The following is a 24,990-nucleotide window of genomic DNA, read 5'->3' as shown; positions in this document are numbered from 1 at the left end:
CGGCTGATGTCGGCGTTGGTGCCGTGGATCGCAAGGCGGAGGAGGGAGCCATGGCGGAGCTCTGGTGACCGACGACAACGCGGCGAGGCGCGGCCCGCCGCGGCAACGGCTGATGTCACTGCGGGCACGCGAGCCCGGCAAGATCCAAACGAGAGGCCCTAGTGGCGCAACAGCCAACGCCAGCGAGGCTGTTCGAGCACGACCGACGTCGCGGCCAGCGCGGTCGCGACGACCGCCGCCCACGTGGGCCACGCGAACCACGGCGCCACCGCTGCGGCGGCCACTTCGAGGAGCACGAGCAGGAACATTGCCGCGCCGGGGATCGCCACCGGCGGGTCGAAGGGGCGGTCGCCGGGTGTTCCGACGAGGGCCGGCAGTCCGATCAGCAGGACCAGCGCGGTGATCGCGACCGTCCAGCCGACCCGGTGCAGCGCCCACGGGATGGCCGTCCAGCCGATCAGTTCGGTCAGGAACCGCAGCCCGGAGGTGGCGTTGGTGCGGTTCGGGGAGTCGGCGGCCTGGGTCATGATCCCTCCCCGGCATGGAGCGGCGCGGTGTCGGGCCCGCTGATGGCGGCCTCGGCCCGCATGCCGTTGATGAGCGTGTCGACGACGAACCGGTAGCTGTCGGCTGGGTCGCGCTCCATCTGGAAGGCGTCGTCGCTTTCGAGGCCGACGAAGCCGTGGATGACGGTGCGCAGGGCTCGGACCGCGTCGGTGGCGCGCTCGTCGGTCAGCCCGAAGCCGGCGACCACGTCGAACAGGATCTGCACCGCTTCGTGGGCCACGGCCTGGTATTCCTCGTCTTCGGGGTGCGGGGCGCGGACGCTGGCGGCGTACCGACCAGGGTGGTCGAGGGCCCACTTCCGGTACGTCTCGGCGATCGTGCGGACCGCGTCCGGACCGGACCGGCCGACGGCAGCCCGGGCCAGGACGGCGCCGATGTCGCGGACGGCCTGGAGGCCGACGCCCCGCTGGAGGGCGTCCAGCGAGTCGACGTGCTTGTACAGCGACGGTGTCCGCACGCCGACCCGTTCGGCCAGCAGGCCCATGGTCAGGCCGGCGAAGCCGACCTCGTCGGCGAGTTCCGACGCGGCCGCGATGACCGTATCCCGGTCGAGTCCGGCCCTAGGCACGGGCCGTCTCCAGGAACGAGCGCACCAGGCCGACCACCGCCGACGGGAACTGGACCTGCGGGTAGTGGCCCGCCCCCGGGAGCATCTCCAGCTGGCCGACGCCCTGCGGCAGCGCGGCCACGATGGCCTCGCCCTCGGCCTTCGGGTCACCCCAGTCGGGATCGAGGGTGCCCATGACGACCAGGACCGGGCAGTGCACGTTGCCGAGTTGGGCACCGGCGTCGGCGGCGCTGTTCATCTGCTTCTGCAGGGCCTTCATCCGGCCCGGCTCGTGCAGCATGGCATCGGTGCGCTCAAGGCTCGCGGCCCAGTCCGCCGGGCGCGGCTGCGGGGTCGCGATCTCCAGGTACTTGAGCCACTGCTTGTGGCTGCCGAGCATCGCGACGGCCGAGATCGCCGTCGCGCCCTTGCGGTAGCGGGACACGCCCAGGGCGCTCAGCGAGTACTCCACCTTGCGGGTGAACGGCGCCAGTTCGACGACGGCGCTCACGAGCGCCGGCGCCTTGGCGGCGGCGATCGTCGCGGCACCGCCTGAGATGGAGTGGCCGACCAGCACCGCGGGACCGCCGAGGTGCTCGATCAGCGCGATCAGGTCGCCGGCGATGTCGGTGCGGGTGTAGGACGGCCACGTCGCGGTCGACTCGCCGCTGCCTCGCAGGTCCACGGCCGCGATCCGGTAACCGGCGGCCACCAGCTCCGGGACCATGAACCGATAGGCGTCGCGGCTCTGGCCGATCCCGTGCGCAAGCACCATCAGCGGCCCGGAGCCGGTCACTTCGTAGGCGAGGGTGCCGCCTTCCACGTTCAGGAACTCAGTCATGTCGACCTCCATGGCTAATCTTGATAGCCAAAAAGCTACTCGCATTAGCCAAAGGGGGCAAGGCCGGTGCGCGAGAATCCATGGCAAGCCCGGTGGGATGGGAACCGTCCGGCGCCGCGGGTGGGAGGAGCGCGGCACGGCACCGCATGATGGAGCCGCACGGCGACCGTGGCACGAGGGAGCTTCCGTTGACGGTGGGCTATGGGCGGGTTTCGCCTACGTGGAGCCAGAGGTGGTAGATCGTCTTGCGTGACGCGTGTGCAACTGACCAACGAGGAGTGGCAGTTCATCGGGCCGTACCTACCGATCGGCGAGTACGGCCCGTACCCCGAGCGGCTGCGGCAGCAGTTCGAGGGGGGGATCTGGCGGTTCAAGACCGGCGGGCAGTGGCGGGAGATGCCGCAGGAGTTCGGTGCCTGGTCGACCGTGCACAACCGCTTCCGGCAGTGGCGTGGCGCCGGCGTGTTCGAGGCCCTTCTGAAAGGCCTGATCACGGAGGCCGCGAAGCGAGGCGAGGTCGACCTGTCTTTGGTCAGCATCGACTCCACCACCGCACGGGCTCACCACGACGCCGCCGGGATGCACATGAACGAGGACGTGCTCACCGCTTTGGAGAAGGCTGCTGCCGAGGTCAAAGGGGGCGGCCTCGAAGAAGAAAGCGCGCAGGGCGCCGCGGCTGATCCCGAGCAGGACGAGCGACGACCCCTCCGGCACCGCCGAAAGCTCCGGCTGAAGGCTGCCCTGCTCGGACGCTCGCGGGGCGGGCAGACGAGCGGCCGGGCGCCGCCCGTTGGGCGCTAGGCCTTCTGTGCCACTCCGGCATACAGGGACACCTGGGCATCGGTCACAAGGCTCGGTCCGCTGGCAGCCTGCGGGCGCCAGCGGTGCGCCACCACCAGCCCCGGGTCCGCCAGCGTCAACCCGTCGAAGAAACGCAGTACTTCAGCCCGGCTGCGCACCTGCGCCGCGGTGCCCGCGCTGTGGTAGACCTCCACGATTCCCGCCCATGCCACAGGGTCGAAGTCGGGGGTGCAGTGCGAAAGACTCAGATAGGAACCCGGCGCCAACCGGTCGAGCAGCGTCCGCACTATCCCGTACGGATCGCGGTCGTCCGGAACGAAGTGCAGCAGGGCGTGCAGGCTCAGGCCGACCGGACGCTCCAGGTCCAGACAGCCGGACTCCTCCACCGCCGCCAGCACCGAGCCGGGGTCGGTCACGTCCCCTTCGACATAGGCAGTCGCCCCCTGCGATGAGCTGTTGAGGAGTTCGTCCGCGTAAACAAGCACGATCGGGTCGTTGTCCACATAGACGACCCGGGCGTCCGGGGCCGCCTCCTGGGCCACTTCGTGCAGGTTGGGGGCGGTCGGAATCCCGGTCCCGATGTCGATGAACTGGCGGATCCCGCAGTGACCGGCCAGATAGCGCGCCGATCGATGCATAAAGGCACGGTTCACCCGAGCCGCCGCGCCTATGCCGGGAAAGTGACGGGTGACTTCCTCCGCCGCTTCCCGGTCGACCGCGTAGTTGGTCTTCCCGCCCAGGTAGTAGTCGTACATCCTGGCGCTGTGAGGCCGGTCCTGCCGTAACTCCGCGCCCCCTCCGCCGATTTCCGAGTGCCCGGTGCTGTCGTCCGCCACGCCGTCCCCTTCCACACGCGCGTCCCATCCGCGCAATCCAACTTGTGCGACAAGTTGAATGCGACGGATGCACTTGCATCACGGTCACTGAGTACCCGCCAGAACGGGCGCGTGTCCACCCCTGCGGCTCAGGACGAGGTGATGCACGCCTGACAGGCATGCATCACCTCTTGTCTGCCGGAACCGGCGCGGCCAGGCTCCGCATCAGCTGTTCCGCGAACTACAAGTCCCCGATGGCCACCGCCGCGATGAAGGCCGCGGCATCGCCACGCACGAACCCCAGGACAGGCCCGTCCGGGACCTTGGAGTCACGGAAGGCGACGGCCTCGGGACCATGAGCGGCCACTTCGACGCAGGCACCGTTGTGATTGCTGTACGAACTCTTCCGCCAGGCCGTCACCGGGACGGCCGTCTGCTCGGCACATCCCTTTGCGACATCTGAGATCGTTCCGGATTCCCCCGTCATCATCAGCTCCTCTGCGACAGCTGCCAGTACCCCGTCGGCCCCAGATGCAATTGCATCGCGACGGCCATCTCAATGATGACCCGTGAAGACCGTCGCTGAACCTGCACGAAGCACCTTTCTCCTCGCGGCAGGCGTGGTCGGGCGTGCAAGTGCGCGCCGGGAAGCTTTCTCTTCAAGAACTTCACGCGGGCGCGTTCACGGGAGCGCACTCAGCACAAAAAGCGTCCGAGGTGCATATATCAGACAATCACATAAGCGGTTTCGACAGGGATCTCACCTGCGCAAACAACTGAAGATGTTGCGATTTTCAGCAGTGAACCAGGCGGCCGACGGTTGTTCGCGCCGCAGGCGTATCTGTGGGGAGGCCGGTGTTCTCACGGCCGTTTCGTGCGTTCAACACCCGCACGGCGGAAGAAACGCTCGGAGGGGCGGTGGCAGCGGGTGGCACGGCAACCTACTCTCGGTGCCCGCTGACCGACCTGTTCGGTTCAGCCGCAGAGCCCTGGCCCCTCAGGTTCGAGCCCGGTGCCAGGGCTCTGCGTCGCTACGACAGAAGGAGTCGCAATGGCGACATCCCCCAACCGCCAAGGCGGTAAACGCAAACGCCGCCCCGCCCGCGAGGCTGGCAGCCGTATTCGAAACACGACATGGGGTGCCTGTGCCGTCAACGCGCTTATAACGGCTCATGTCTGCGGTGCCGCGCCTTACCAGGGCCCGCAGACACCCCAGGACCCGATGACCTTCCTGACAGCCGTCGCCCTGTCCGCCCTCACCATCTGGCTCAGTACCCGTGGAGCCCCGAACGGCGGGTGAGAAGCGGCGATCGGATATGCGGCAACGAGCAGTGCTTCGTTGCCGCATATCCGGCATCGAGCCTCCGAGGAAGGACATCTGGCATATGCGCGTCCCGTTCCGTTCCGACCACGGTAACGAGCCACTTCCACAAAAGAACACCCCGGCCGGCCCGGCTCCCGCACCGGCCGCGGCCGACATCACCATGCGGGAGTTACACGAGAGCCGGCAGTCCCGACCGACCAGATGCCAACTGGGGTCCGTCCTTACACACGTACAGCGCTTTTCGCATGTTTCTGTCGAGGAACTCGCCGTCAGCACCGGCCTCTCGCTGTCCCAGATGTCCCGCGTTCTGGCCGGGGAGCAATTCCCCAACTGGCCCGTTACTGAACGCATCGCGCGTGCTTGCGGAGCCGACCCCCTGATTCTGCGCAAGGTGTGGGAGGACGAGAAGTGCCGGCAGGAGCATTCCGCCGGTCGCGGCTTCCACCCTCCGAGATCGTTCGACGAATGCGTCGGCCCAGGGCACGAGCCGCCTCGCGAGGGCTGAGACCGCCCGGACCCAGGAGATCCGAGGTCGCGCGAGAGGGCGGGAGCCGACTCCCGGGGCGGCGCGACTCGATGCGCGGCAACGCCCGGCAGCCCTGTGGCGTCGCAGCCGGCGCCGCTCACGGCTTCCGCACGGACTCTGTTGCGGTCATTAATGAAAACGATTATCGTCTCACCCATCGCCTTGACCGGTCCTGGTCAAGCACCTACCCACCCTTGGGGGGACATCTATGTCTGCTCTTCAGCGATTTGTGACGGTTTCGGGCGCCGCTTTCGCCGCGCTCGCGATGACGGGGCTCGCCACGGCCACCGCCGCCGCTCCGGTCGTTCTGTCGTCCGGTCATGTCGACGTCCTGGACGCCGAGTTCGACGGCGCGGCCTTCGATCTGCATGTGCACGACGAATCGGTCACCCCCGACGTCGAGTACGCCCCCGCCGATGTGCGGCTCGATGTGCCGGCCGCCGCCAAGACGGTCAGACCGGCGGGCGCCGCGTACAACTTCCTCGGCGCCGCGGGCTCCACCGTGTGGATCCTGCCGCAGGACCAGGCCGCCGCCGCGGCCAAGGGCTTGCTGTGGCCCGGCATCTCCACCGAGCACCTGAACTCGGGTGTGTTCACCAACGACCGCGTGACGTTCACGCTCACCGGCGCCGAGTACGACGCCGCGGGCGACGGGGTGTTCGAGGACACGACCGCCGAGGTCAGTGTCTACGGTGTGTCCGGCTCCGCGGTGACCAAGTTCTACGACGGTGGCGACGGTCTCGGCGCGTCCGACTCCCGCTCGTTCCTGACCGGCTCCCACAACCACTACAACTGGGCCTTCGAGGCGGCCGGTACCTACCGGCTCACCTTCCGGGTCAGCGGCACCACCGTCGGCGGTGCCACACCGTCCGCCACGGCGTCGTACGTCTTCTCCGTCAAGCCGTGACGACTACTCCCAGGATGAACGGGTCGCTGCGTACCGGGGCCGCGGTCGCGGTCGCGGCGGCCCTGTTCGCCGGAGCGTTCGCCGCGGTCGCCGGAGGGAGTACGGCGGCCGGCGCGGCTCCGCTCGCCGTCGTGCTGGACGAGGGCGAGATCGACTTCGCGCCGAGGATCGTGGACGGCACGGTCCAGTTGGGGGTCGCCGACCGTACCGGAGGCGGGAGCACGGTGTGGCGGGAGCCCTCGACTGTGGTTCTGCATGCCAAGCCGGAGACGGAGTACGCGATTGACGGCGCGATGATCGAACCCGTAGCGATGTTCGAGGAGACACCGGGGTATCCGGTCTGGCTCCTCAACGGCGTCGGTTCCGACGACCGCTTCGACCTCGACCCCGGCTGGAGCACCGGCGAACTCCCCGCCGCGCAAGCCGGGTCGGCCGGAGTGCGGCTGGCGGAGGTCCAGGGGCCTGGCGACTTCGCCATGTTCTCCTGGGACTGGGCGAACGGTGCCCAGGCCGAACCGCTGCTCGTGGAACGCCTGCCGGAGTACTCGTCGTTCCCCCTTCCCGACTCCGACCGTTTCACCCCCATGTGGGGGTTCACGGCGGAGGGGGTCTACCGGGTGACCTTCGAGATCTCCGTCGACACCGGAGGCGGCACGCGCGACGTCGACAGGGAGACCGTCGCCGTCGTGGTCGGTGATGACATCGATCCCGGGCAGGTGCTGCCCGGCGACGGGTCCACCCCGTCGCCCACACCCACACCCACGCCGACTTCCACACCCTCCGGGTCCGGCCCGGGTCCCGATCCGACCGTGTCGCAGACACCGACGCCCCCGAAGGGGTACGTCATCGGCGACGGGCATATCGACCTGGCGACCCGGCTGGTCGGCGGGGCCCTGCGGTTCCAGATCAAGGACGGCGCGTACGACACCCTGGTGTGGCGCGAGCCGGAGAGTGTTGTCATCCATGTGAAACCGCAGGCCAAGCGGAGGATAGGCGCGGGCTACGAGTTCCTGGGGACGGCCGGCGACCCGGTGTGGTGGCTGCCCGACCAGCAGGTGCCGGGGCTGGTGTGGCCGGGCTGGGGCTCGACGGAGCTGGACCCGGCGGACTTCCGTGGAGATCTGACGTACGAACTGACCGCGGTGCGCGGGCCGGGGCAACTGGCCGTGTTCCAGAACAGCGGCCTCGGCGGGCTCACCAACGTGCTCGACAGCGGCGACGGGCTGCCGGACAGCTTCTCCTTCGCCGCCCATACCCACGCGCACCCGGTATGGGCGTTCACCGAGGAGGGCGTCTACCGGGCGACCTTCACCATGAGCGGCACCCTCGCGAACGGTACGAAGGTCGGCGACAGCGAGACGGTGGCGTTCGCGGTGGGGGACATCGATCCGGCAACGGTCGTTCCGGGGGACGGAGATGGGGACGGGGACGGGGACGGAGATGGGGACGGCCCCACCGCCTCGCCCTCCGTGAGTCCCCCGGGCTCCCCCGCGCCCACGCCGTCCGGCTCGACGGACGGTCCGGGCGGGTCCGGCCACCCGTCGGACGGCACGCTGGTTCCCGGTTCCGACGGGGGATCGGCCGCCGGCTCCGGTGGTGCCTCGGGCCCGGACGGTTCGTCCGGCGAGGGTACGTCCCCGCAGGGCGGACTCGCCGCGACGGGCGCCGGTGTGCTGCTGCCTCTCACGGGGGCCGTCGCCGGTGTCATGGCAGGGGGCATCGCCTTCCTCGCGGTGCGCCGACGTCACCGTAGGCATGTCCCGGGAGCCGGAACCGGCAAGGCCTGACACCTGCCCCGGGGCGCCGGCCCCGGGGCCGTGTGGACAAGGCCCCGCCTGTTCCCCGCCCCGGGGCACATACCCCTCCACAACCAGGAAAGGGAGGAGCCCGATGCGGGCCCCACTCCGCATGTCCGCCGCGCTGGTCGTGGCGTCCGCACTGCTGACCGCGTGCAGCGGGCGCTCACAACCAGGCGCGTCCGACGCCGCGTTGACCGTCTCGGCGACCACCGCGATCATCGCGGACCTGGTCGGCCGGGTCGGCGGTGACCGGGTCGATGTGACATCGATCGTGCCGCACCACGGCGATCCTCATTCGTACGAGCCGAGCCCGGGCGACGCGGTCAGGGTGGCACGGGCCGATCTCGTGTTCAGCAATGGACTGCTGCTCGAAGAGCCCGGGATCATGAAGATGGTCCACACCAACACCCGCGAGGGCACCCCGAAGGTCGCCATCAGCGAGACGCTGGAGGAGTACGGCGGCTCGGTGATCAAGCTCAAGGAGGACCTCGGGCTCGATGTGCTCTGGCTGGGCTGGGCGGTGGAGGGCGAACTCGCGGGCGAGGGTTCCCAGGTGCGCACCACCGCCGTCAATATGACCGGGCCGGGCGATCTGCACGTATATCTGACGGACACGCTCGGCCGTCCCAAGAGCTATGTCGACTCCACCGACGGCTTCGACGCCAAGGACTCCTTCACACTGCCGCCCGAGGCCCATACACATGTCAACTGGTCGTTCAGCAAGCCCGGAACGTACCGGCTGACGGTCGAGGGCCGGACCGAGACGCTCGACGGGAAGACCGCGGAGATCGGGCGCGGCACGGTGACGTTCGAGGTCGGCGGCTCGCCGGCCGGTCCGGGTTCGCCGGTGTCATCCGGGGCGTCCGGGGGCCGGACGGTTCTCGACGGCGGGCACGCCGATGTCGCGCTCAACGCCGAAAAACGGCAGGTGTACGTACGCGTCGACGACCCGAGGACCGGGAAGCGGACCCATCACCCGGCCGACAAGGTGGTGATGTCCGTACCGGACCGGGCCAAGGCGCGGGTGCCGAAGGAGGACGCCTTCCGGTTCCTCGGCACGCCCGGCGCCGATGTGTGGGTGCTGCCGCAGGCCGTGCTGGGCAAACATGTGCACGGCGATCTGGACCCGCACGCATGGGAGGACGTGGCCAACGCCGAGGCGTATGTGCGACGTATCGAGGCGGAGCTGATCAAGGCCGATCCCGAGGGCCGCCGGACCTACGAGGCCAATGCCGCACAGTACTTGAAGCAGCTCGGCGCACTGGATCAGGAGGTCGCCCGACAGCTCGCGGCCATCCCGGCGGACCGTCGCAAGCTCATCACCACGCATGACGCCTTCGGCTATCTCGCCAAGGCGTACGCCATGGAGGTCGTGGGCTTCGTCGTGCCGGTGCCCAGCCAGGAGCCGAGCGCGGCCGAGGTGCGCGCGCTCGGCGACACCATCCGCGAGAAGCGGGTCCCGGCCGTCTTCCTGGAGCCGAATCTCGCGGCACGCGCCGATGTGCTGCGCCGGGTCGCCCAGGACGAGGGCGTACGGGTCTGCACCATCTACGGCGACTCGTTCGACAACAAGATCCATGACTACATATCGATGATGCGGCACAACGCGCGCGAGCTGGCTCGGTGCCTGGGAAGGACTGCCTGATGGTGACGGGCGAACGGAATACGTGGAGCGTACGCAGAGGCTCGATCGTGGTGGCCGCCGCCGCCTCGATGGCCATCGCCGCGGTGATACCGGGAAGCGGGGCCGCCGCCCGGGCGGCCACCGGCGCTCCGGAAGCCGCGACGGCGGTTCCGCAGGCGCGGATCACGCTCGGGGAGCAGGGGCTCGGGCTGGGCCGCGGCGGGCTCGTCGTGGTCGACAACACACACCGGACGCCGGTGCCGGACGACCCCGCGTACGAGTTCCTCGGCACACCGGGCACACCGGTCTGGGAGATCACTGACGCGCCGTGGGACACCTCGGGCATCGCGCCGGGCGGTGTACGGGACGACAGTGTGCGCTGGTCGCTCGCAGCCGTGGACGGGCCCGGCACGGTCTCCGTGTACGAGACGACAGGCGCGCGGCCACTGGTGCGGTTCGACAGTGCGGACGGTCTGCCCGACGGCTACGACCTGCCGGCCGGCGCGAGCGGTGACACCCGGTGGGCCTTCGACACGGCCGGGACGTACACACTGACGTTCACCGCGGCTGCTGCTCGGGAACGGGACGGGAAGGCACTCGCGGCGTCCGTGCGGTACGAGGTACGGGTCGGGGACGCCACAACACACGTACCCGCGATGCCGTCGCCCCGGCCATCCGCTCCCTCGGCGGCTCACCGGGGCATGACGGACGAGGAGGATCGGCCCACCGCGGTCCCGGCGCAGAGCCGTACACCGGAAAGCCGTACCCGGGCGCTGACTTCGACGTCGGCACGGCTGTCGGAGGCGCAGGTGTCGGTGGCACAGATGCCGGAAGCACAGGTGTCGAAGGCAGCGCCTGCCCAGGACACCGCCGACGGGAAGGCCGATACCGCCAGGAAGGTGCTCGACAACGGGCACATCGACTTCGCGGCCCGGGTCGTCGGAGGGAAGATGCAGATCCACATCAAGGACGGCACGGTGGCCGGGAAGACGGTCTGGAGGGAGCCGTCGTCGGTGGTCCTGCACGTCAGGCCCGCCGCGAAGAAGGAGATCCCGGACGGCGACGACTTCGCGTTCCTCGGCAGGCCGGGCGACCCGGTGTGGCTGCTCGACCAGGTCCAGCAGGAGGGGCTGCTGTGGCCCGGCTGGTCCACGGAGAACATCGAGCCGGGCAGGACGAAGGGCGCCGTCGGGTTCAAGCTGGCCAAGGCCGAAGGACCCGGCGCCTTCGCGCTCTACAACTACGACGGGATGTCCGGCGCGACCATCCGTTTCAACAGCCGGGACGGCGTTCCCGACACCTTCGACGTAGCGCAGAACACCCACGCACACGGCGGCTGGGCCTTCGGCGAGGAAGGCGTGTACCGGCTGACGTTCACCATGTCGGGCACACTCGCGGACGGATCCCCGGTCAGCGACACGGAGACAGTGACATTCGTGGTGGGGGCCACCGACCCGAGCACGGTCGAGCCGGGCGGCGGCGCGGGGAATCCGGCTGACGCGTCGCCCAGTTCACCGGGTGGCGGACAGCCAGGAGCGGGCTCCGGCGGCGACGGTGGGGGTTCCGCCGTCCATGACGGCGGCGATGACGGGACGCAGGGGGCGATGGCGCATACCGGGGCTGGCGGTGCCCTGCTGATCGGCGCGACCGCGGCCGGGCTCGCCGCGCTGGGCACGGGTTTTGTGGTCGCGACGCGGCGCGGTCGACGGGAAATGGCATGACAGGCCACGGACGCGACGTATCCGCCCGCCCGTCCCAGGATGTGGCCGCGCCCGCGCCGCTGACCGTCGACGCCGTCTCCGTACGGCTCGGCGGGCGGCTCGCCGTGTCCGAGGCGGGGCTCGTGGTGCGCGAGGGCGAACTCGTCGGACTGCTCGGCCCGAACGGCGCCGGGAAGACGACGCTGCTACGGGCCGTCCTGGGCCTGCTGCCCCTGGCATCCGGCACCGTGACCGCTCGGGCGCGTATCGGCTACGTACCCCAACGGCATGAGTTCGCCTGGGACTTCCCCGTCGATGTGGCCGGTGCCGTGCTGTCGGGACGTACCCGGCAGATCGGCTGGCTGCGGCGAGCGGGGGCCAGCGACCGGGCCGCGGCCGACGAGGCGCTGGAGCGTACGGGACTGACCGCACTGCGGCGGCGGCCCGTCGGCGAACTGTCGGGCGGACAGCGACAGCGGGTCCTGGTGGCCCGCGCGCTGGCCACCGAGCCGGACGTACTGCTGCTGGACGAGCCGTTCACCGGGGTCGACGTACCGACACAGGATGTGCTCGGCGCCCTGTTCGCGGGGCTGGCACAGGAGGGGCGGGCGCTGCTGATGACCACCCATGATCTGGCCGCGGCGGCCCGCTCCTGCACGCGTGTGGTGCTGCTCAACCGGAGTGTGGTGGCCGAGGGCGGTCCCGAACTGCTCTCGGACCCGGAACAGATGCTGCGGGCCTTCGGGCTGGACCGGGCGATCGGCGCAACCGCGCGGGGATCGGGATCGGGTGCCGGCACCGGGTCAGGCACGGGGTCCGGCACCGCGTCCTCCCCTTCCAAGGCGGTGACGGTGTGATGGGGTTTCTGCTGGAGCCATGGGATCTTCCCTTTATGCAGCGGGCGTTCGCGGTCGCCGCGGTCGTCGGGCTGGTGTGCGGTGTCGTCGGTGTGTTCGTGGTGCTGCGCGGGATGGCCTTCATCGGGGACGCGGTGGCACACTCCGCGTTTCCGGGAGTGGCGCTCGCGTACGCGTTCAACGGCAATCTGCTGCTCGGCGGGGCAGCCGCCGGAATCACCACAGCCGTGCTCATCGCGGTCGTCTCGCAGAACCGGCGGCTGAAGGAGGACACAGTCATCGGTGTGTTCTTCGCGTTCGCCTTCGGGCTCGGCATCGTGCTCGTATCGACACGGGACAGCTGGACGACGGATCTGTCGTCGTTCCTCTTCGGGCAGGTGCTGGCGGTGAGTCCGGGCGACGTGTGGACGGTGGCGGGGATCGGCGCGGTGCTCGTCGTGCTGGTGCTGGTACTGCGTAAGGAACTGGTCGCCGTTTCTCTGGACCGGGAGACGGCACGGGCGGCAGGACTGCCCGTACTGCGACTGGATCTGACGCTGTACATCGTCGTCACGGCGACGATCGTGATGTCGCTGGAGGCCGTCGGCAATATCCTCGTCCTGGCCCTGCTCATCACCCCGGCCGCGACGGCCCGCATGCTGACGGAACGGTTGTGGGCGATGACCCTACTGGCGTCGGCGATCGGCTGTGCGGGGAGTGTGGCCGGGCTCTATGTGTCCTACGCCTATGACCTTGCGGCCGGAGGATCGGTCGTGGTCGTGCTGACGGGTGTGTTCGCTGTCGTATGGTGCCTGGCACCACGGCACGGCCCCCTGGCCAGAGTGCTGCGGCTACGGAGGGGCCGTACGGCGGCGATCTCATCACCGACAGTGTGATACGGCTTCTGCCGTTCGTCCTGCGGTCGGTCACTTCATCGAGATCGAGGTGTCCAGATACTCGTTGGTGACGAGGGCGTCGGCGGCGAGACCGCTCTTGACCGTGATGTGCTGCTTCTTGACAACCGGTGCCATGTCGCTGATGAGCTGGGTGACACGGTCGGTGTCGAAGCTGCCCACCACACCGTCGGGGCCGGCGGCCAGGATGCCGTTGTCCTTCATGAAGGCGACGGAGTAGGCGTCCTGAGCTGGTGTCAGTGTGGTCGGGCTCTTGGCCTCGGTCGCGTACTTCTCCATGGTCGCGTTCATCGGCTCCGGATTCGTCGTGTAGCTGACGACGGCCTTCTGGATCATGGGCACGAGCGTCTTGAGGCAGGAGTCGTACTTCGTCTTGTTCGCCGGCGTGACGGACAGGGAGTTCTCGTACGTCGTGTAGCCGCCGTCGGCGAGCGGGAGACTGCTGAGAGTCTTGCCCCACTGCTTGAGGTGCTCGAACCGGTAGGTCGTGGCATCGGCGTAGTCGATGATCATGGCCTTGCCACCCGCGGTGATGAAGCGTCCGGGCGAGCCGTCGTAACTGTAGTCGAGCTGGCCGGACTTGAGGCTGCCGTTCGCGACCAGGAGATTGCTGGAGGCGTCCTCGCCGGCCTTGAGCACGGTGGCGCCTGTCTTGGCCACATCGGCGATGGACTTGACGTCGGGATAGGTCGCGGGATCGTAGACGATCGCCTTGGGGCTCTTCTGCAGGGTGGCGACGACCGCGATCACTGGCTGCTTGTCCGAGACCTCGATGGCATCGTCCGTGCTGACCTCGCCGAGCAGGATCGAGGGATCCTGGTAGAGACGTGCCATGACGGACTGGTTGCCGAGGAACGGGCCGCCGGCCAGGACCGAGACGGTCACACCGCCGACCTCGCCGCTGTATGTGCCGTTGCCGGTGTTGATCGTCCCGTTGGGCCCCACGAGCTGATAGAGCGCGCCCTTGGACGGCTGCGGGTACCAGCTCGACTGGATCTTCACGGTGCTCGGACAGATACCGGCGAGCGGTCCGCCGCCGGTGGGTGCCGTGCCGGCGGTGTCGGCCGTGTCACTCGAACCGCTTCCGCAAGCGGCGAGCAGCATGATGCCCGCCGAGGCGACCGCGAGGGACGCGGATCGCTGGAGGCCGCGGGCGGTGCGCGCATTGGTGTGCATGTTCTCTCCTGATGAGAGCAGGTCAGGTCGGGACGGGAGTGTCCGGATCCGGGTACCGGGGGGGTGAGGAGTGACGGCATGTATGGCGGAGGAGAGGTGCGGTTGTTCAGTCGTCGGAGCGCGTCGCGGTCGAGGTCTCCCACCGGCCGATGGTGAGCTTGCGGACGAGTCCGACCGTCCAGAACACCGCGAGACCGAAGGCACAGGTGACGAGCAGTGCCGCGTAGAGCCGTTCGGACTGAAGGTTGGCCGAGTAGTTCTGAAGGAGGCCGCCGATACCGGGCCGTCCCTGGCGGATGAAGAAGTCGGTGACGATGGAGGCGATGACCGACAGTCCCGCCGAGATCCGCAGCCCGGTGAAGATCGCCGGCAGGGCGCCGGGAAGCCGCAGGCGGACGAGACGTACACGACGTGACCGGTTGTGCAGCCGCACCAGGTCATGCAGGGCGGCGTCACCGGACTGCAGCCCGAACAGCGCGTTGGTCGTGATGGGAAAGAGCGAGACCAGCGTCGCCACGATGATGCGGCTCTGCTCGTTGAACCCGAACCAGAAGCCGATCAGCGGTACGAGGGCCAGGAACGGGATCGTCTGGAGCGCGACGGCGAACGGGTAGAACGACCGCTCGATCCAGCGGGCCTCGCTCATCGTGATGGCGAAGACCAGGCCGATGACGGTGGAGAGCGCGAACGCGACGAGCGAGACGGTGCCGCTCGACAGGAGCCCCTGGAGGATCTCCTTGAGGTTGGCCCAGTCGAGGAAGCCGACCGCCACGACCTCGTGCGGCGGAGGAAGGATGAAGCGCTGTGTCTCGCTGAGGCCGAAGTACGCCAGCAGGTACCAGATCCCGATGGCGGTCGCGGCCACGAGGGCGGGTGGGCCGGCGACGACGAGGAAGTTCCCGACCCGGGCCCGGCGTCGCTTGGTGGAGGGAAGGATGACCCGTGGTTCCTTCGGGACGCCGACGGCGGACTCGGCCGGAGGTGTCGCCTGGACCTGGGAGGCGATGGTCATGTGCTCACTCCTCGCAGACACTCGGAGATCTCATGGGCTATGGCGCCGAACTCCTCGCCGTAGCGGAGGTGCGGCGACCGTGGATAGTCGAACGGGATGTCGAACTCACCGATCACGCGTCCTGGACGAGGCGCCATGACAACGACACGCGACGAGAGATACACGGCCTCGGAGATCGAGTGGGTCACGAACAGGGCCGTGAACCGCCGTTCCGCGTAGAGCTTCAGCACCTCGTCGTTGAGCCGCTCGCGGGTGATCGCGTCGAGCGCACCGAAAGGCTCGTCGAACATGAACGGATTGGGATTCAGCGTGAGCGACCGGGCCAGCGAGACACGCATCTTCATCCCGCCGGACAGTGTCTTCGGGTAGTTGTCCTCGAACCCGCCGAGGCCGACGAGATCGATGGCCTCCTGGGCGAGCCGGCGACGGCGGGCCTTGGGCAGGCCCTCCAGCTGGGCGAGCAGCTCGACATTGCGCGCGACCGTGCGCCACGGCATGAGCGTCGCGTCCTGGAAGATATATCCGAGCGAGTCGAACCTGGTCTCGACACGGCCCTCGCTGATCGGGCTGAGGCCCGCGGCGATCCGCAACAGCGTCGACTTGCCGCAGCCCGACGGCCCGACGAGCGAGACGAACTCCCCAGGCCTGATGGAGAGATCGAGGTCGCTCAGGGCCACGGTGCCGTCGGCGAACCGCTTGGTGAGTCCGGAGAACTTCACGATCGGCTCGACGGACTTGTCGAGCGGAGCCGGATGCCGGCCGGCCCGTTGCTGCCGCACCGGTCCCCGGCCGTCCTGTGTCGTGTCCATCGGCAGGATGTTCGTCATTCGTCGTGTCCGCCTCTGCGTGTACGTGTATGCAGCTGGGATCCCGCTTTGTCTAATGAATTTTGTATCCCAAACTCGGGTGAGGGTTTCTGCCGAGTAAACTTTGAGGTAACTGCTTCAGGAGTGACGTTCGCCGCCCGGTCCGGCGCCCGGTCCGGCAGAGTTCAGGGCTCCGTCGGCGCTCGGAACGCGAACAGGACGCCCTCGTCGGACCACGGCCGGCCGTCGCCGTCGAAGCGGTGCACGGCCACCAGCCAGGAGCGGTCAACGGCCCACACCAGCGACACCGGAGTGAAGTCGGCGTCGGCGAACGCGGCCAGCACGTCGTCGGCATCCTCGATGGAGTCGCCGTACGTCGTCCAGATCACCGATCCGGCGCGTGCGACGAGTTCGCCGAGGCGGCCGATCGTATGCCGCGCGTCCTTGAGGCCGATGTTCGCGAACACGCCGCACATCAGCAGCAGTTCGGCCGGGACATGACCGGCGTACGACGCCGCCGCGCCGGCGTCCGCCACGACCACATCGACCGAGGTGAGTGCGGTGCTGCCGAGGGCACCATGCAGGAACGACGCGTTCAACGGCTCCAGTTCGATCATCAGGGCGTCGATGTCATGACCGCGTGGGTGGTCGATGAGGACGGGAAGGAGGTCCCGCGACTGTCCGGAACAGGCGCTGACCGCGGTGAGACGGCCCGGTGGCGCCGCGTCCAGAGCGGCGGAGATCGCCTCCTGCACCTGCTCAAGACGGTCGGTCTCGACCGTGTGGAGCTGGTCGTACGGTGCGTGCCACGCGTACCAGTCGTAGTCGCCGAGCGGCATGGGAGTTCAGGCCCGCTCTGCGGCGAGCCCGAGGCGCTGGAGCCGGTCACGGGCCGTCCCGGGAATCACGCATTCGAGCTGCTGTGCGTTGAGGGCGGCCATTCCGGCGATCTGCTTCGTCGCGGCGTGCTCCTTCTCGAACGCGGACATCGAGGTGAACGAGGCCTCGATGACCAGGTGGTGCAGACCGCCGAAGGCCGGCGCCCAGATCGCGTAGGGCGTCAGCCCGGCCGCGACCAGCAGCGCGTTCTTCTGCTCCTGGAGCCGGGTGAACGTGGGCAGCGTGCCGAACGCGAGGTTGCGCAGGATCTGGTGGCGGTAGGTCATCTCGGTCACGGTCCGATCGCTTTCGGGAGGTGTCTTCCGGGAGGTGTGGTCATGGCGTCCGCAGCTGGGGAGTTACGGTGTCCGCAGGTGGGGCACGGCGACCCAGCCTTGGTCGAACGGCGTGGTGAAGAAGTTGTGGACGCGCATATGGGCGATGAGCCATCGCCCGTCCACCCGGGCGAAGTCGTTGTCGTAGGACCCGGCGATCCACAGCGGCTGGTCGCCGCGGTAGGTGCAGGCCTGGAAGTACATGAACTGTCCGCGGGCCGTGTCACTGGACACCTCGACCGCGGGATTGGTCACGAAGTGCGCCGAGAACGGCATGCGTTCGACATTGCGGTCGAACTTGGTGATGAGCGCCGGACGTCCGACGGCCGCCCATTCCGGGTTCCCGTGAGGTCCGACGCTCTGCCAGCGCCCGTCCTCGGTGAACAGCGCGGCGACCTTGGAGCCTTTGTCCTGGTGGGCGTCGGTGGCCGCCATATAGCTGACCATGAGGGCGTTGATCTCCTCGCGGGATTCGAGCAGATCGAGCCGGGCGAGGACGGCGGACAGATCCGTCGGAGTGGCGAGGTCGGTGGCGGTTGGAGTGGCGGTCGAAGTAGCGGTCGGGGTGGCGAGGTCGGTCACAGCGTGTCCAGTGCCTTCTGATAGCGCTCCACGAGCCAGGCGTTGAGCTGAGGGATGTTGGACTCCATCCAGGACAGAGGTCCGCGTGGCGCGTACCGCGAGCGGAGCCCCTGCTGGAGGGCCGCGGTCGTCACGGCGTCCTGATGGATCGCGAGCGACTTGCGGTCCAGGAACTTCTCGTAGGCCTCGTGGAAGCCCGGCTCCTCGACGGCCGACTTGGGGTAGAGGTTGACCCGTCGCAGGTCCATCGAGCCGGGCCCGTTCGGATGGATCATCGCGAGCTGTACGAACGTCGGCTGGAGGATCGAGAAGAGCATGGGCGGGATCGAGGCGAACATGACGCGCTTGCGCTGCTCATCGGTCAGGCCCGGGATGATGGACGTGGTCCGCCTGCCGTCGGTGCTGGCCAGGCCGGCGTTCTCGTCCAGCAGATACGTCGGGTGCATGACCTGTCCGTCGCCGCGCTCGAAGTCGTAGAAGCGCGCGTTCTTGGCCGGAGCGGCCTCGTGCACACCGCGGTGCACATAGCTCGTGTGGTACGGCTCAAGAGCGTTGTCGTGGTGGATCTTCCAGTTCCACTTCTGGTCCTCGAAGACGGAGGCCGGCATCGGGACCAGCTCCTCCAGCCCGAAGGTCGACAGCTCCTCGTCCATCCGTGCCACGCTCGGGGCCAGAGGCGCGGCATTGTCGTCAAAGTTGATGAACACCAGGCCGTGGAAGATCTCATGGCGGATCTGGGGCAGGCGGATCGTCTCGCGCAGGCGCTTGACGGGCACCGTCTCGGTCATGGACGGAGCCGCCGCCAGCCGGCCGTCCAGATCGAAGGCCCAGTTGTGGTACGGGCACTTCATGACCCGGCCGGAGAGACAGGGCGCCGCCGCGCTGCGGCCCTCGCCTGCGAGTCCGCCGAACAACGGCTGGCCACGGTGTTGGCACACCGCCGACATCACGCGGACATGGCCGCTGAGGTCGCGCAGCATGACGATCGGCTCGTCGAGGATCGTCAGCGGCAGCTGGTCACCGGGCTCGGGGACCTCGTTGACATGACCGATGCACAGCCACTCCCGGTGGAAGATGGCTTCCTTCTCGAACTCCCAGAAGTCCGTGCTCGTATAGACGGCCGGAGGCAGGAGCCGTGCCGTGGCGACCGGGTCGGTGGTGTGGTCGATGTCGGCCATCACGGCCCGGGCCGCGGCCAGGGCATGGTCACTGATCGGGAGTGTCGTACTCATGTGTCTCCTCTTCGCCGCCGAATTGATCCGTATCTTGTATCCAAACTAGTGGTCCTGGATTACCTCGCTGTGAAATCGCGTCATGGCGGGCGTCCGGGATCTGGCGTGCTTCTCCAGGACGTCGATGACCGACCATGCGGTGATCTCCGACGTCCGTCCGCCCGAGGCGGGCGAGACGGTGTTCTCGATGGCGAAGTCGTAGCGGCCGACGGGTGACGACAGCTCGATCCGATGCCGGGTGGACGTCGCGGCGGGATTGGCGACGATGACGACTTCGACGTTGTCGAGGCCGATCGTGGCGAGCGCCAGGGCGACGGAGGAGTTGGAGGTGAGCGGATAGGCGAGGGCCGCCTCGCGCGCGGAGCCTCGGAAGACCTCGTCGGGCTCGGTCACGGTGGCGCTCATACCGAGAGCCGCCGGCCTCTTGGTGGTGGTGTGCCGCACCGTCACCTCGGGCACCGCACGGCCGCCCGCCGTAGAGTCCGATGTACGGACCGGTGTACGGACCGACGCGCGGTACGCGGCGCCGAGGATGTCGAGGCCGCCGATCGCTCCGGCCGGCACCAGGACATCCGCGCCGAGTACGGCACCGCGCCGGCGCAGGTCGGACTCGACGGAACGATCGGCGAGGATGCCGCAGGAACAGAGCACGATCCGCAGTCCGGCGTCGAGCGCACGCGGGAGAAGCACGCGCGCTGCCGCGGCGGTGCTGGCCTCGACCAGGAGGTCGGCCGACCTCAGCGCCTCGCCGATCACGGTGTCGTCGCTGGACGAGTCGAGTACGGCCACGAGTTCGCAGCCCGCGACGCGGCCGGCGCCGAGTTCGGCCGCGACTCGTCCGCCGATCGTGCCCGTACCGGCGACGGCGATACGCCATGTCATGACGCGACCGCCGTCGCGTCCCACCGCGGATCGGCGGCGGCCGAGAGGAGGTCAGGACCGAGACGGACCAGGGTGTGGGCGGACCGGGCGCCGAGCGGCGGGAGCTCCGCGCCTTCGCGCAGAACACCGCGGTCGGAGATCTCCCACTTGGGTGCCGTCACGGCGGCGCCCATCCGCGCCGGGCCGTCGAGCAGGTCGGGACAGGTCAGTTGGTCGATGACCTGGACATTCCAGGGAACCTGCTGAGCGCCACCGGGCGTGGCGCCGAGGACCCATGACCGCGTCGCGTCCTTCAGGGCCCAGGCGTGGAGTGTCGTAAGTGGCCGCTGACCTGGGCGAGGTGCGTTAGGATGGCCCGCCTCGAAGGTGAAGCCACGTCCGGCGCGGTTGGCCAGGACGAGGTCGTCGCCCGGGAGGACCAGCCCGCTGCCGTACCGCGGGAACGAGTTGGAGTGGACGATCACCACGGCGTTGCCGTCCGCGTCGGCGGCCGACACGGTCGATGTCCCTTCGGCCGTCAGCGCCGGCTGGAGCCCGCCTCGGGCCAGGGCCGCGAGAGCCCGCGCCACCGCGTCCGGCGAGGTGGGAGCGCCGCGGTCGACACGGTGTTCGCGGTCGAACGTCCGCGTGAGAGCGATCCCGTAGCTCGGGCCGTTGGTCGCCCAGAGGCGGCCGTGCTCCGACTCCACACTGTGCGCGCGTTCCTCGATCACCTCGACGGTGCCGAGGTCGTCCAGGTCCAGGACGCCTCCGTGCTCCTGGACATAGCCGACGAGGCGTCGGCCGAGCTCTCCGGCGAAGAGGTCCGATCCGTCGTGGACGAACCGCTCCAGCACTCCCGCGAGACCGGGCATCCGCACGGCCTCGCCCTCGGCGAGCGGGCCCGTCACCGGGAAGCACCGGCCGCCGTCGGGCTGGTAGCGCATCAGCGTCGCGAGCGACTCCTGAGTCAGGAGCACATTCAGCCGCGACCATGGGAAGCCCCGCCGTGCCAGCGCGACCGCGGGCGAGACGAGGCGTTCCCGGCCCATCCTGCCGAGCGCGCCGAGGTGGGCGTATCCCGCCGGGGCGCCGGGAACACCGACCGACAACGGGCCGGTCGCGGGGACTTGCCAATCACGTGCCGCCGCTGCGGTGTAAAGGCCGGCCGGCGCGCCGCCCAACGCGATGACGGAGACCGGCTCCTCGTGGTCGGCGGTTACGTACAACGCCACGAGGTCGCCGGCGAGGCCGCACTTGGACGGCATCACGACGGTCTCGGCGAAGGCGGCCGCGAGGGCGGCGTCAAAGGCGTTGCCGCCGTCCAGCAGCGCGGCGAGCCCGATACCACTGGCCGTCCGTGAGCCCGAGGCCACGGCGCCGAGCGTCCCGGAAGCCACCGCGCGTCGCGCGATCGTGCGTGCCGGCACGCTCATGCGTCCGACTGGCTGGGAGCGTGATCGTCCAACTGGCCGAGGGCGTAGTGGCGCAGCTCGATCGTGTTGCCGTCAGGATCGTCGACGTACACGAGGTCGCCGGGTCCGCGCGCTCCCCAGCGGCGGAAAGGACCTTCAACCGTCTCGAAGACCCCGGAGTCCCGCAGAGCGACGAAGTCGATCGGCTCCACCTCGATGGCGAAGTGGGACACGTTCTTGCCGGTGGCCTCCACGCGCGCGTCGAGGTCGATGATCGTGCCCGGGCACACCTCGACCGAAGGGAACGGAACTGTTCCCGCGCGGAACTCGTCGAGCCGGTGCACCAAGAAGCCGAACTTCTCGACATACCAGGCCACGGAGGCCTCGGGATCCTTCACGCGCAGGACGATGTGGTCCAGTCGCTTCACGGCCACGGCGGCGCCCTCGCGGGCGGGGATGGAAGAGTACGTAGTCGTCATGGGCATTTTGTATCCAAAAGACATCACGGCTGACGACGACTCGTGTTAAACCCGTGTGTCCGCTCCGGTCCTGGCGGACCGCGCCGGCCTCGTACGCGCGACGCACGGACGCCCGGAGGAATGTTCCTCCGGGCGTCCGTGCGTGACGTGGTGTCGGTCAGCCTTGGGCCGCTTCGACGGGCTGCGGTCCGCCCTGGTTCGCGTGGCGCTGCTGGAGATGGCGACGCATCAGCAGCACCGCGAGCTCGGCGTCCCGGTCGAGTGCCGCTTGGATGATCGCCGCGTGCTCGTCCCACGACTGGTTGACGGCCGTGCTCTTGCCTCCGACCAGATGGTGCGCCTGATTGCGTACGGAGCGCAGTGTGTCGGCCAGGAAGCGTGAGCCGCCGCCGGAGGCGAGCAGTTCATGGAACTGGTCGTTCAGCGCGTTGATCCTGTCGTGATCGGCGGCCGCGGCAGCGGTGCGCCCTTCCTCCAGCGTCACGCGCAGAGCGGACATCGTCGCCTCGTCGGCACGTTCCACGGTGCGCTGGACCGCGATCAGTTCAAGCGCCAGCCGGATCTCCCGGACGATACGCAGCTCGTCCCTGTCGAGCTCGACAACTCGTACTCCGCGGCGCGGAAGCGCCTCCAGCAGGCCCTCCGCCTCCAGACGGCGGAACGCCTCGCGCACGGGGTGGCGGGAGACCCCGAGACGTTCGGAGATCGTGGCCTCGCTCAGGCGCTCGCCGGGACGCAGCTCGCCGTCGAGGATGAGCCGGCGCATCTCATCGGCCGTCTCGTCACGGAGGGAACGATGACGAGATCCCACTGATGACATAGGTGACTCCTCGGCACAACGGGCATTGAATACAAGATACAACCGAGGCTACCGTGTTCGAGCCGTCGTCGTCTCCCCCGCAACGGCCGGATGCCTTCTGCCGGTATGCCGATCGCCGATCCTCACAGGGCCGAGCGAGCCGGAATACACAGCGTCCGGTTGCGGGTTGGGGCCGACATGGCAGACACACTCTTCGATCCGCACGCGCTGCTCGCGCACAGCCGGCTCGGCGTGCTCGCGACGATCAAGTCCGACGGCCGCCCCCAGCTCTCTCCCGTCACGCCGGCCTATGACCAGGCCGCCGGTGTCATCCGGGTGTCGACCACCGCGGGAACCGCCAAGATCGCCAACCTGCGCCGGGACCCACGAGCCGCGCTCGAGGTGACCAGCCCGGACGGCCGGGCATGGGCCACCGCGGAGGGCACGGTCACACTCGTCGGGCCGGGAACCGACCCGCACGGTCCCGAGGTCCAGGCGTTGGTGGACTACTACCGCGCCGCCGCCGGCGAACACCCGGACTGGGACGAGTACCGGTCGGTCATGGTGTCCGACCGGAGAGTGCTGATCACGATGACGGTCGACAACGTGTACGGCACCCTGCTCCGCTGACGGCCGGTCGGCCACAGAGGCCTCCGGGCCTCCGGGACTCCGGCCGGGACTCCGGGTCCGTCGACCGCATCAACACGCGTTCCGCGCCGTACGACGGACGCACCGGCGACCGCACGGCCGATAACAGTCGGTAGCGTCGCGATTCCATGGAGTGCCCGAAGTGCGCCGTTGACCGCCCCGGTCACCGGCCGTGAAAGTGCCTGTGTGATCGACGACACTCTGTCCCCCACTCCCACAGGGCCCGCCACGGCCCGTCCGGAAAACCAGGAGAGTCCACGCCGGGTGGCCGTGGCGAGCTTCATCGGCAACACCATCGAGCTCTACGACTTCTTCATCTACGGCATGGCGGCGGCGCTGGTCCTCGACGACGTCTTCTTCCCCAACCTCTCGCCTCTCAACGCCACGCTCGCATCGTTCTCCACGTACGCGGTCGCCTTTCTGGCTCGCCCGATCGGCTCAATCATCTTCGGCCATTTCGGCGACCGCGTCGGCCGTAAGTCCGTCCTGGTCGCCTCACTGCTGCTGATGGGTCTGTCCACGGCGCTGGTGGGGCTGCTGCCCGGCTACGCCACCCTGGGCAGCTGGGCACCTCTGCTGCTCGTCCTGCTCCGCTTCCTCCAGGGAATCGGGATCGGCGGCGAGTGGGGCGGCGCGGTGCTCCTCGCCGTGGAGCACGCACCCAGCGGGCGGCGCGGGCTGTACGCGGCGTTCCCCCAACTCGGCCCGCCCGTCGGCTTCTCCGCCGCCACCGGCGTCTTCTGGCTGATGTCCGCGTCGCTCGACGAGGCGGCCTTCGCGAGCTGGGGATGGCGCGTTCCGTTCCTGCTGTCCTTCCTGCTGGTCGCCGTCGGACTGGTCGTACGGCTGAAGATCAGCGAGACTCCGGTCTTCGCGCGGTCCGTGGCGGAGCGGACGGCGAGCAGGGCGCCCGTGGCGGAACTCCTCCGGTGCCATCCGCGCGAACTCCTGCTCGGCGCGGGCGCCATGGCCGTCGTATACACCCTCTTCTACTCGACGATGACCTACGGCCTGTCGTACACCACCACAGCCTTGGGCATGCCGCGCAATACGATGCTGGCGCTGTCCCTGGTCGCCTGCCTCTTCCTCGCGACCGCCATCTGGTTCGCCGCCACCCGCTCCGACACGGAGGGACGGCGGAAGCTGGTGCTGACGGGCTGTGGACTGGCCGCGGTCTGGGCCCTGGTGCTGTTCCCGCTGCTCGACACCAGACACCCGGTGGTGATGGCGGTGGCCATGGGCGGCGCGCTGTTCTGCGTGGGCACGACCTCCGGCCCGATGGGCGCGTATCTGCCGGAACTGTTCCCCGCCCGCGTCCGCTACTCGGGCGCGTCACTCGCGTACAACCTGGGCGGCGTCCTGGGCGGCGCGGTCTCCCCGCTGGTCGTCCCGCGCCTCCAGTCCGGCTTCGGCTCGGCGTCGGTGGGCTGGTACGTCAGCGCGATGGCCGTGGTCTCCCTGCTCTGCGTCCGGGCGCTCCCGGAGACACGGGAGCGCGGACTCGTCTAGGGCCTCTCGTTTGGATCTTGCTGGGCTCGCGTGCCCGCAGTGACATCAGCCGCTGC

25 protein-coding genes and 1 pseudogene are annotated in these 24,990 nt (G+C 69.0%); 10 read left to right on the top strand and 16 right to left on the bottom strand.

Annotated elements, in window-relative coordinates:
- Nucleotides 1-158: 158 nt before the first annotated feature.
- From GA0115259_RS16050 to GA0115259_RS16040, 3 genes are read right to left on the bottom strand one after another with little or no spacing between them, the layout of a single operon-like run.
- Nucleotides 159-527: a hypothetical protein gene (locus tag GA0115259_RS16050; RefSeq protein WP_093596940.1), complete on the bottom strand. Its 369-nt coding sequence runs from the start codon at nucleotides 525-527 to the stop codon at nucleotides 159-161.
- Nucleotides 524-1,135 carry a TetR/AcrR family transcriptional regulator gene (locus tag GA0115259_RS16045; RefSeq protein ID WP_093596937.1) on the bottom strand — a complete coding sequence of 204 codons (612 nt, stop codon included), beginning with the start codon at nucleotides 1,133-1,135 and terminating at the stop codon, nucleotides 524-526. The genes GA0115259_RS16050 and GA0115259_RS16045 overlap by 4 nt, the downstream gene beginning before the upstream one ends.
- The gene (locus GA0115259_RS16040) at nucleotides 1,128-1,955 is read right to left on the bottom strand and encodes an alpha/beta fold hydrolase (RefSeq protein WP_093596934.1); all 828 of its coding nucleotides are present in this window, start codon (nucleotides 1,953-1,955) and stop codon (nucleotides 1,128-1,130) included. Before GA0115259_RS16040 ends, GA0115259_RS16045 begins: the two co-directional genes overlap by 8 nt.
- Nucleotides 1,956-2,204: 249 nt before the next feature.
- Here GA0115259_RS16040 and GA0115259_RS16035 point away from each other — a divergent pair.
- Nucleotides 2,205-2,729 (top strand): annotated as a pseudogene (locus GA0115259_RS16035) (transposase); the annotation flags it as partial.
- Nucleotides 2,730-2,752: 23 nt separating this feature from the next.
- Here GA0115259_RS16035 and GA0115259_RS16030 read toward each other — a convergent pair.
- On the bottom strand, nucleotides 2,753-3,592 hold the full coding sequence (locus GA0115259_RS16030; protein WP_370747920.1) for an SAM-dependent methyltransferase: 840 nt from the start codon (nucleotides 3,590-3,592) through the stop codon (nucleotides 2,753-2,755).
- A gap of 220 nt (nucleotides 3,593-3,812) precedes the next feature.
- Nucleotides 3,813-3,992 carry a DUF397 domain-containing protein gene (locus GA0115259_RS16025; protein ID WP_256098016.1) on the bottom strand — a complete coding sequence of 60 codons (180 nt, stop codon included), beginning with the start codon at nucleotides 3,990-3,992 and terminating at the stop codon, nucleotides 3,813-3,815.
- An 895-nt stretch (nucleotides 3,993-4,887) separates the two neighbouring features.
- Between GA0115259_RS16025 and GA0115259_RS42810 the strand changes: the two genes are divergently transcribed.
- The 7 genes from GA0115259_RS42810 to GA0115259_RS15990 all read left to right on the top strand — a co-directional run bounded on the left by GA0115259_RS42810 (nucleotide 4,888) and on the right by GA0115259_RS15990 (nucleotide 13,183).
- Nucleotides 4,888-5,400, top strand: coding sequence for a helix-turn-helix domain-containing protein (locus tag GA0115259_RS42810; protein WP_093596922.1), 513 nt, complete (start codon nucleotides 4,888-4,890; stop codon nucleotides 5,398-5,400).
- A gap of 229 nt (nucleotides 5,401-5,629) precedes the next feature.
- Nucleotides 5,630-6,328, top strand: coding sequence for a choice-of-anchor M domain-containing protein (locus GA0115259_RS16015; protein WP_093596919.1), 699 nt, complete (start codon nucleotides 5,630-5,632; stop codon nucleotides 6,326-6,328).
- A 14-nt stretch (nucleotides 6,329-6,342) separates the two neighbouring features.
- Nucleotides 6,343-8,115 carry a choice-of-anchor M domain-containing protein gene (locus GA0115259_RS16010; protein ID WP_093596916.1) on the top strand — a complete coding sequence of 591 codons (1,773 nt, stop codon included), beginning with the start codon at nucleotides 6,343-6,345 and terminating at the stop codon, nucleotides 8,113-8,115.
- Nucleotides 8,116-8,218: 103 nt separating this feature from the next.
- A complete protein-coding gene (locus GA0115259_RS16005; RefSeq protein ID WP_093596913.1) occupies nucleotides 8,219-9,772 on the top strand; it encodes an anchored repeat ABC transporter, substrate-binding protein in 1,554 nt (517 codons plus the stop codon).
- Nucleotides 9,772-11,472, top strand: a complete 1,701-nt coding sequence (locus GA0115259_RS16000) for a TIGR03773 family transporter-associated surface protein (protein WP_093596909.1) — start codon at nucleotides 9,772-9,774, stop codon at nucleotides 11,470-11,472. The genes GA0115259_RS16005 and GA0115259_RS16000 overlap by 1 nt, the downstream gene beginning before the upstream one ends.
- Nucleotides 11,469-12,308: an anchored repeat-type ABC transporter ATP-binding subunit gene (locus tag GA0115259_RS15995; protein ID WP_093596906.1), complete on the top strand. Its 840-nt coding sequence runs from the start codon at nucleotides 11,469-11,471 to the stop codon at nucleotides 12,306-12,308. Before GA0115259_RS16000 ends, GA0115259_RS15995 begins: the two co-directional genes overlap by 4 nt.
- Complete coding sequence (locus tag GA0115259_RS15990; protein ID WP_093596903.1) at nucleotides 12,308-13,183, top strand: anchored repeat-type ABC transporter permease subunit; 876 nt, start codon at nucleotides 12,308-12,310, stop codon at nucleotides 13,181-13,183. The genes GA0115259_RS15995 and GA0115259_RS15990 overlap by 1 nt, the downstream gene beginning before the upstream one ends.
- Before the next feature lie 30 nt (nucleotides 13,184-13,213).
- Here GA0115259_RS15990 and GA0115259_RS15985 read toward each other — a convergent pair whose 3' ends face one another.
- The 11 genes from GA0115259_RS15985 to GA0115259_RS15935 all read right to left on the bottom strand — a co-directional run bounded on the left by GA0115259_RS15985 (nucleotide 13,214) and on the right by GA0115259_RS15935 (nucleotide 22,798).
- Nucleotides 13,214-14,377 (bottom strand): hypothetical protein, encoded by a 1,164-nt coding sequence (locus GA0115259_RS15985; RefSeq protein ID WP_093596900.1) that lies wholly within the window; start codon nucleotides 14,375-14,377, stop codon nucleotides 13,214-13,216.
- A gap of 106 nt (nucleotides 14,378-14,483) precedes the next feature.
- Nucleotides 14,484-15,389 carry an ABC transporter permease gene (locus GA0115259_RS15980; RefSeq protein ID WP_093596897.1) on the bottom strand — a complete coding sequence of 302 codons (906 nt, stop codon included), beginning with the start codon at nucleotides 15,387-15,389 and terminating at the stop codon, nucleotides 14,484-14,486.
- Complete coding sequence (locus GA0115259_RS15975; protein WP_093596943.1) at nucleotides 15,386-16,198, bottom strand: ABC transporter ATP-binding protein; 813 nt, start codon at nucleotides 16,196-16,198, stop codon at nucleotides 15,386-15,388. The genes GA0115259_RS15980 and GA0115259_RS15975 overlap by 4 nt, the downstream gene beginning before the upstream one ends.
- A gap of 182 nt (nucleotides 16,199-16,380) precedes the next feature.
- Nucleotides 16,381-17,034, bottom strand: coding sequence for a hypothetical protein (locus tag GA0115259_RS15970; RefSeq protein WP_093596894.1), 654 nt, complete (start codon nucleotides 17,032-17,034; stop codon nucleotides 16,381-16,383).
- A gap of 6 nt (nucleotides 17,035-17,040) precedes the next feature.
- Nucleotides 17,041-17,361 carry an NIPSNAP family protein gene (locus tag GA0115259_RS15965; RefSeq protein WP_141716584.1) on the bottom strand — a complete coding sequence of 107 codons (321 nt, stop codon included), beginning with the start codon at nucleotides 17,359-17,361 and terminating at the stop codon, nucleotides 17,041-17,043.
- Nucleotides 17,362-17,433: 72 nt separating this feature from the next.
- Entirely contained in the window at nucleotides 17,434-17,991 is a 558-nt protein-coding gene (locus tag GA0115259_RS15960; RefSeq protein ID WP_093596888.1) for a nuclear transport factor 2 family protein, read from the bottom strand.
- The gene (locus tag GA0115259_RS15955; protein WP_093596885.1) at nucleotides 17,988-19,223 is read right to left on the bottom strand and encodes an aromatic ring-hydroxylating oxygenase subunit alpha; all 1,236 of its coding nucleotides are present in this window, start codon (nucleotides 19,221-19,223) and stop codon (nucleotides 17,988-17,990) included. The genes GA0115259_RS15960 and GA0115259_RS15955 overlap by 4 nt, the downstream gene beginning before the upstream one ends.
- Before the next feature lie 45 nt (nucleotides 19,224-19,268).
- On the bottom strand, nucleotides 19,269-20,105 hold the full coding sequence (locus GA0115259_RS15950; RefSeq protein ID WP_141716583.1) for an aspartate dehydrogenase domain-containing protein: 837 nt from the start codon (nucleotides 20,103-20,105) through the stop codon (nucleotides 19,269-19,271).
- Nucleotides 20,102-21,520, bottom strand: coding sequence for a gamma-glutamyltransferase (locus GA0115259_RS15945; RefSeq protein ID WP_093596879.1), 1,419 nt, complete (start codon nucleotides 21,518-21,520; stop codon nucleotides 20,102-20,104). The genes GA0115259_RS15950 and GA0115259_RS15945 overlap by 4 nt, the downstream gene beginning before the upstream one ends.
- Entirely contained in the window at nucleotides 21,517-21,978 is a 462-nt protein-coding gene (locus GA0115259_RS15940; protein WP_093596876.1) for a VOC family protein, read from the bottom strand. The genes GA0115259_RS15945 and GA0115259_RS15940 overlap by 4 nt, the downstream gene beginning before the upstream one ends.
- A gap of 157 nt (nucleotides 21,979-22,135) precedes the next feature.
- Entirely contained in the window at nucleotides 22,136-22,798 is a 663-nt protein-coding gene (locus GA0115259_RS15935; RefSeq protein WP_093596873.1) for a GntR family transcriptional regulator, read from the bottom strand.
- A 177-nt stretch (nucleotides 22,799-22,975) separates the two neighbouring features.
- Here GA0115259_RS15935 and GA0115259_RS15930 point away from each other — a divergent pair, with 177 nt between their 5' ends.
- Both GA0115259_RS15930 and GA0115259_RS15925 read left to right on the top strand, forming a co-directional pair.
- Nucleotides 22,976-23,407: a PPOX class F420-dependent oxidoreductase gene (locus tag GA0115259_RS15930; protein ID WP_093596870.1), complete on the top strand. Its 432-nt coding sequence runs from the start codon at nucleotides 22,976-22,978 to the stop codon at nucleotides 23,405-23,407.
- Between the two features lie 207 nt (nucleotides 23,408-23,614).
- On the top strand, nucleotides 23,615-24,934 hold the full coding sequence (locus GA0115259_RS15925; protein ID WP_256098017.1) for an MFS transporter: 1,320 nt from the start codon (nucleotides 23,615-23,617) through the stop codon (nucleotides 24,932-24,934).
- Nucleotides 24,935-24,990 lie beyond the last annotated feature (56 nt).

This window comes from Streptomyces sp. MnatMP-M17 (assembly GCF_900091995.1).
Lineage (GTDB): Bacteria > Actinomycetota > Actinomycetes > Streptomycetales > Streptomycetaceae > Streptomyces.
This window is presented reverse-complemented; position numbering and strand designations above follow the sequence as displayed.

What these genes read in the sequence shown, in the direction of transcription:
- GA0115259_RS16050 (WP_093596940.1), bottom strand. Translation starts at nt 527, where the DNA reads ATGACCCAGGCCGCCGACTCCCCGAACCGCACCAACGCCACCTCCGGG.
- GA0115259_RS16040 (WP_093596934.1), bottom strand. Translation starts at nt 1,955, where the DNA reads ATGACTGAGTTCCTGAACGTGGAAGGCGGCACCCTCGCCTACGAAGTG.
- GA0115259_RS42810 (WP_093596922.1), top strand. Translation starts at nt 4,888, where the DNA reads ATGCGGCAACGAGCAGTGCTTCGTTGCCGCATATCCGGCATCGAGCCT.
- GA0115259_RS16015 (WP_093596919.1), top strand. Translation starts at nt 5,630, where the DNA reads ATGTCTGCTCTTCAGCGATTTGTGACGGTTTCGGGCGCCGCTTTCGCC.
- GA0115259_RS16010 (WP_093596916.1), top strand. Translation starts at nt 6,343, where the DNA reads ATGAACGGGTCGCTGCGTACCGGGGCCGCGGTCGCGGTCGCGGCGGCC.
- GA0115259_RS16005 (WP_093596913.1), top strand. Translation starts at nt 8,219, where the DNA reads ATGCGGGCCCCACTCCGCATGTCCGCCGCGCTGGTCGTGGCGTCCGCA.
- GA0115259_RS16000 (WP_093596909.1), top strand. Translation starts at nt 9,772, where the DNA reads ATGGTGACGGGCGAACGGAATACGTGGAGCGTACGCAGAGGCTCGATC.
- GA0115259_RS15995 (WP_093596906.1), top strand. Translation starts at nt 11,469, where the DNA reads ATGACAGGCCACGGACGCGACGTATCCGCCCGCCCGTCCCAGGATGTG.
- GA0115259_RS15990 (WP_093596903.1), top strand. Translation starts at nt 12,308, where the DNA reads ATGGGGTTTCTGCTGGAGCCATGGGATCTTCCCTTTATGCAGCGGGCG.
- GA0115259_RS15985 (WP_093596900.1), bottom strand. Translation starts at nt 14,377, where the DNA reads ATGCACACCAATGCGCGCACCGCCCGCGGCCTCCAGCGATCCGCGTCC.
- GA0115259_RS15980 (WP_093596897.1), bottom strand. Translation starts at nt 15,389, where the DNA reads ATGACCATCGCCTCCCAGGTCCAGGCGACACCTCCGGCCGAGTCCGCC.
- GA0115259_RS15975 (WP_093596943.1), bottom strand. Translation starts at nt 16,198, where the DNA reads ATGGACACGACACAGGACGGCCGGGGACCGGTGCGGCAGCAACGGGCC.
- GA0115259_RS15970 (WP_093596894.1), bottom strand. Translation starts at nt 17,034, where the DNA reads ATGCCGCTCGGCGACTACGACTGGTACGCGTGGCACGCACCGTACGAC.
- GA0115259_RS15965 (WP_141716584.1), bottom strand. Translation starts at nt 17,361, where the DNA reads ATGACCTACCGCCACCAGATCCTGCGCAACCTCGCGTTCGGCACGCTG.
- GA0115259_RS15955 (WP_093596885.1), bottom strand. Translation starts at nt 19,223, where the DNA reads ATGAGTACGACACTCCCGATCAGTGACCATGCCCTGGCCGCGGCCCGG.
- GA0115259_RS15950 (WP_141716583.1), bottom strand. Translation starts at nt 20,105, where the DNA reads ATGACATGGCGTATCGCCGTCGCCGGTACGGGCACGATCGGCGGACGA.
- GA0115259_RS15945 (WP_093596879.1), bottom strand. Translation starts at nt 21,520, where the DNA reads ATGAGCGTGCCGGCACGCACGATCGCGCGACGCGCGGTGGCTTCCGGG.
- GA0115259_RS15940 (WP_093596876.1), bottom strand. Translation starts at nt 21,978, where the DNA reads ATGACGACTACGTACTCTTCCATCCCCGCCCGCGAGGGCGCCGCCGTG.
- GA0115259_RS15935 (WP_093596873.1), bottom strand. Translation starts at nt 22,798, where the DNA reads ATGTCATCAGTGGGATCTCGTCATCGTTCCCTCCGTGACGAGACGGCC.
- GA0115259_RS15930 (WP_093596870.1), top strand. Translation starts at nt 22,976, where the DNA reads ATGGCAGACACACTCTTCGATCCGCACGCGCTGCTCGCGCACAGCCGG.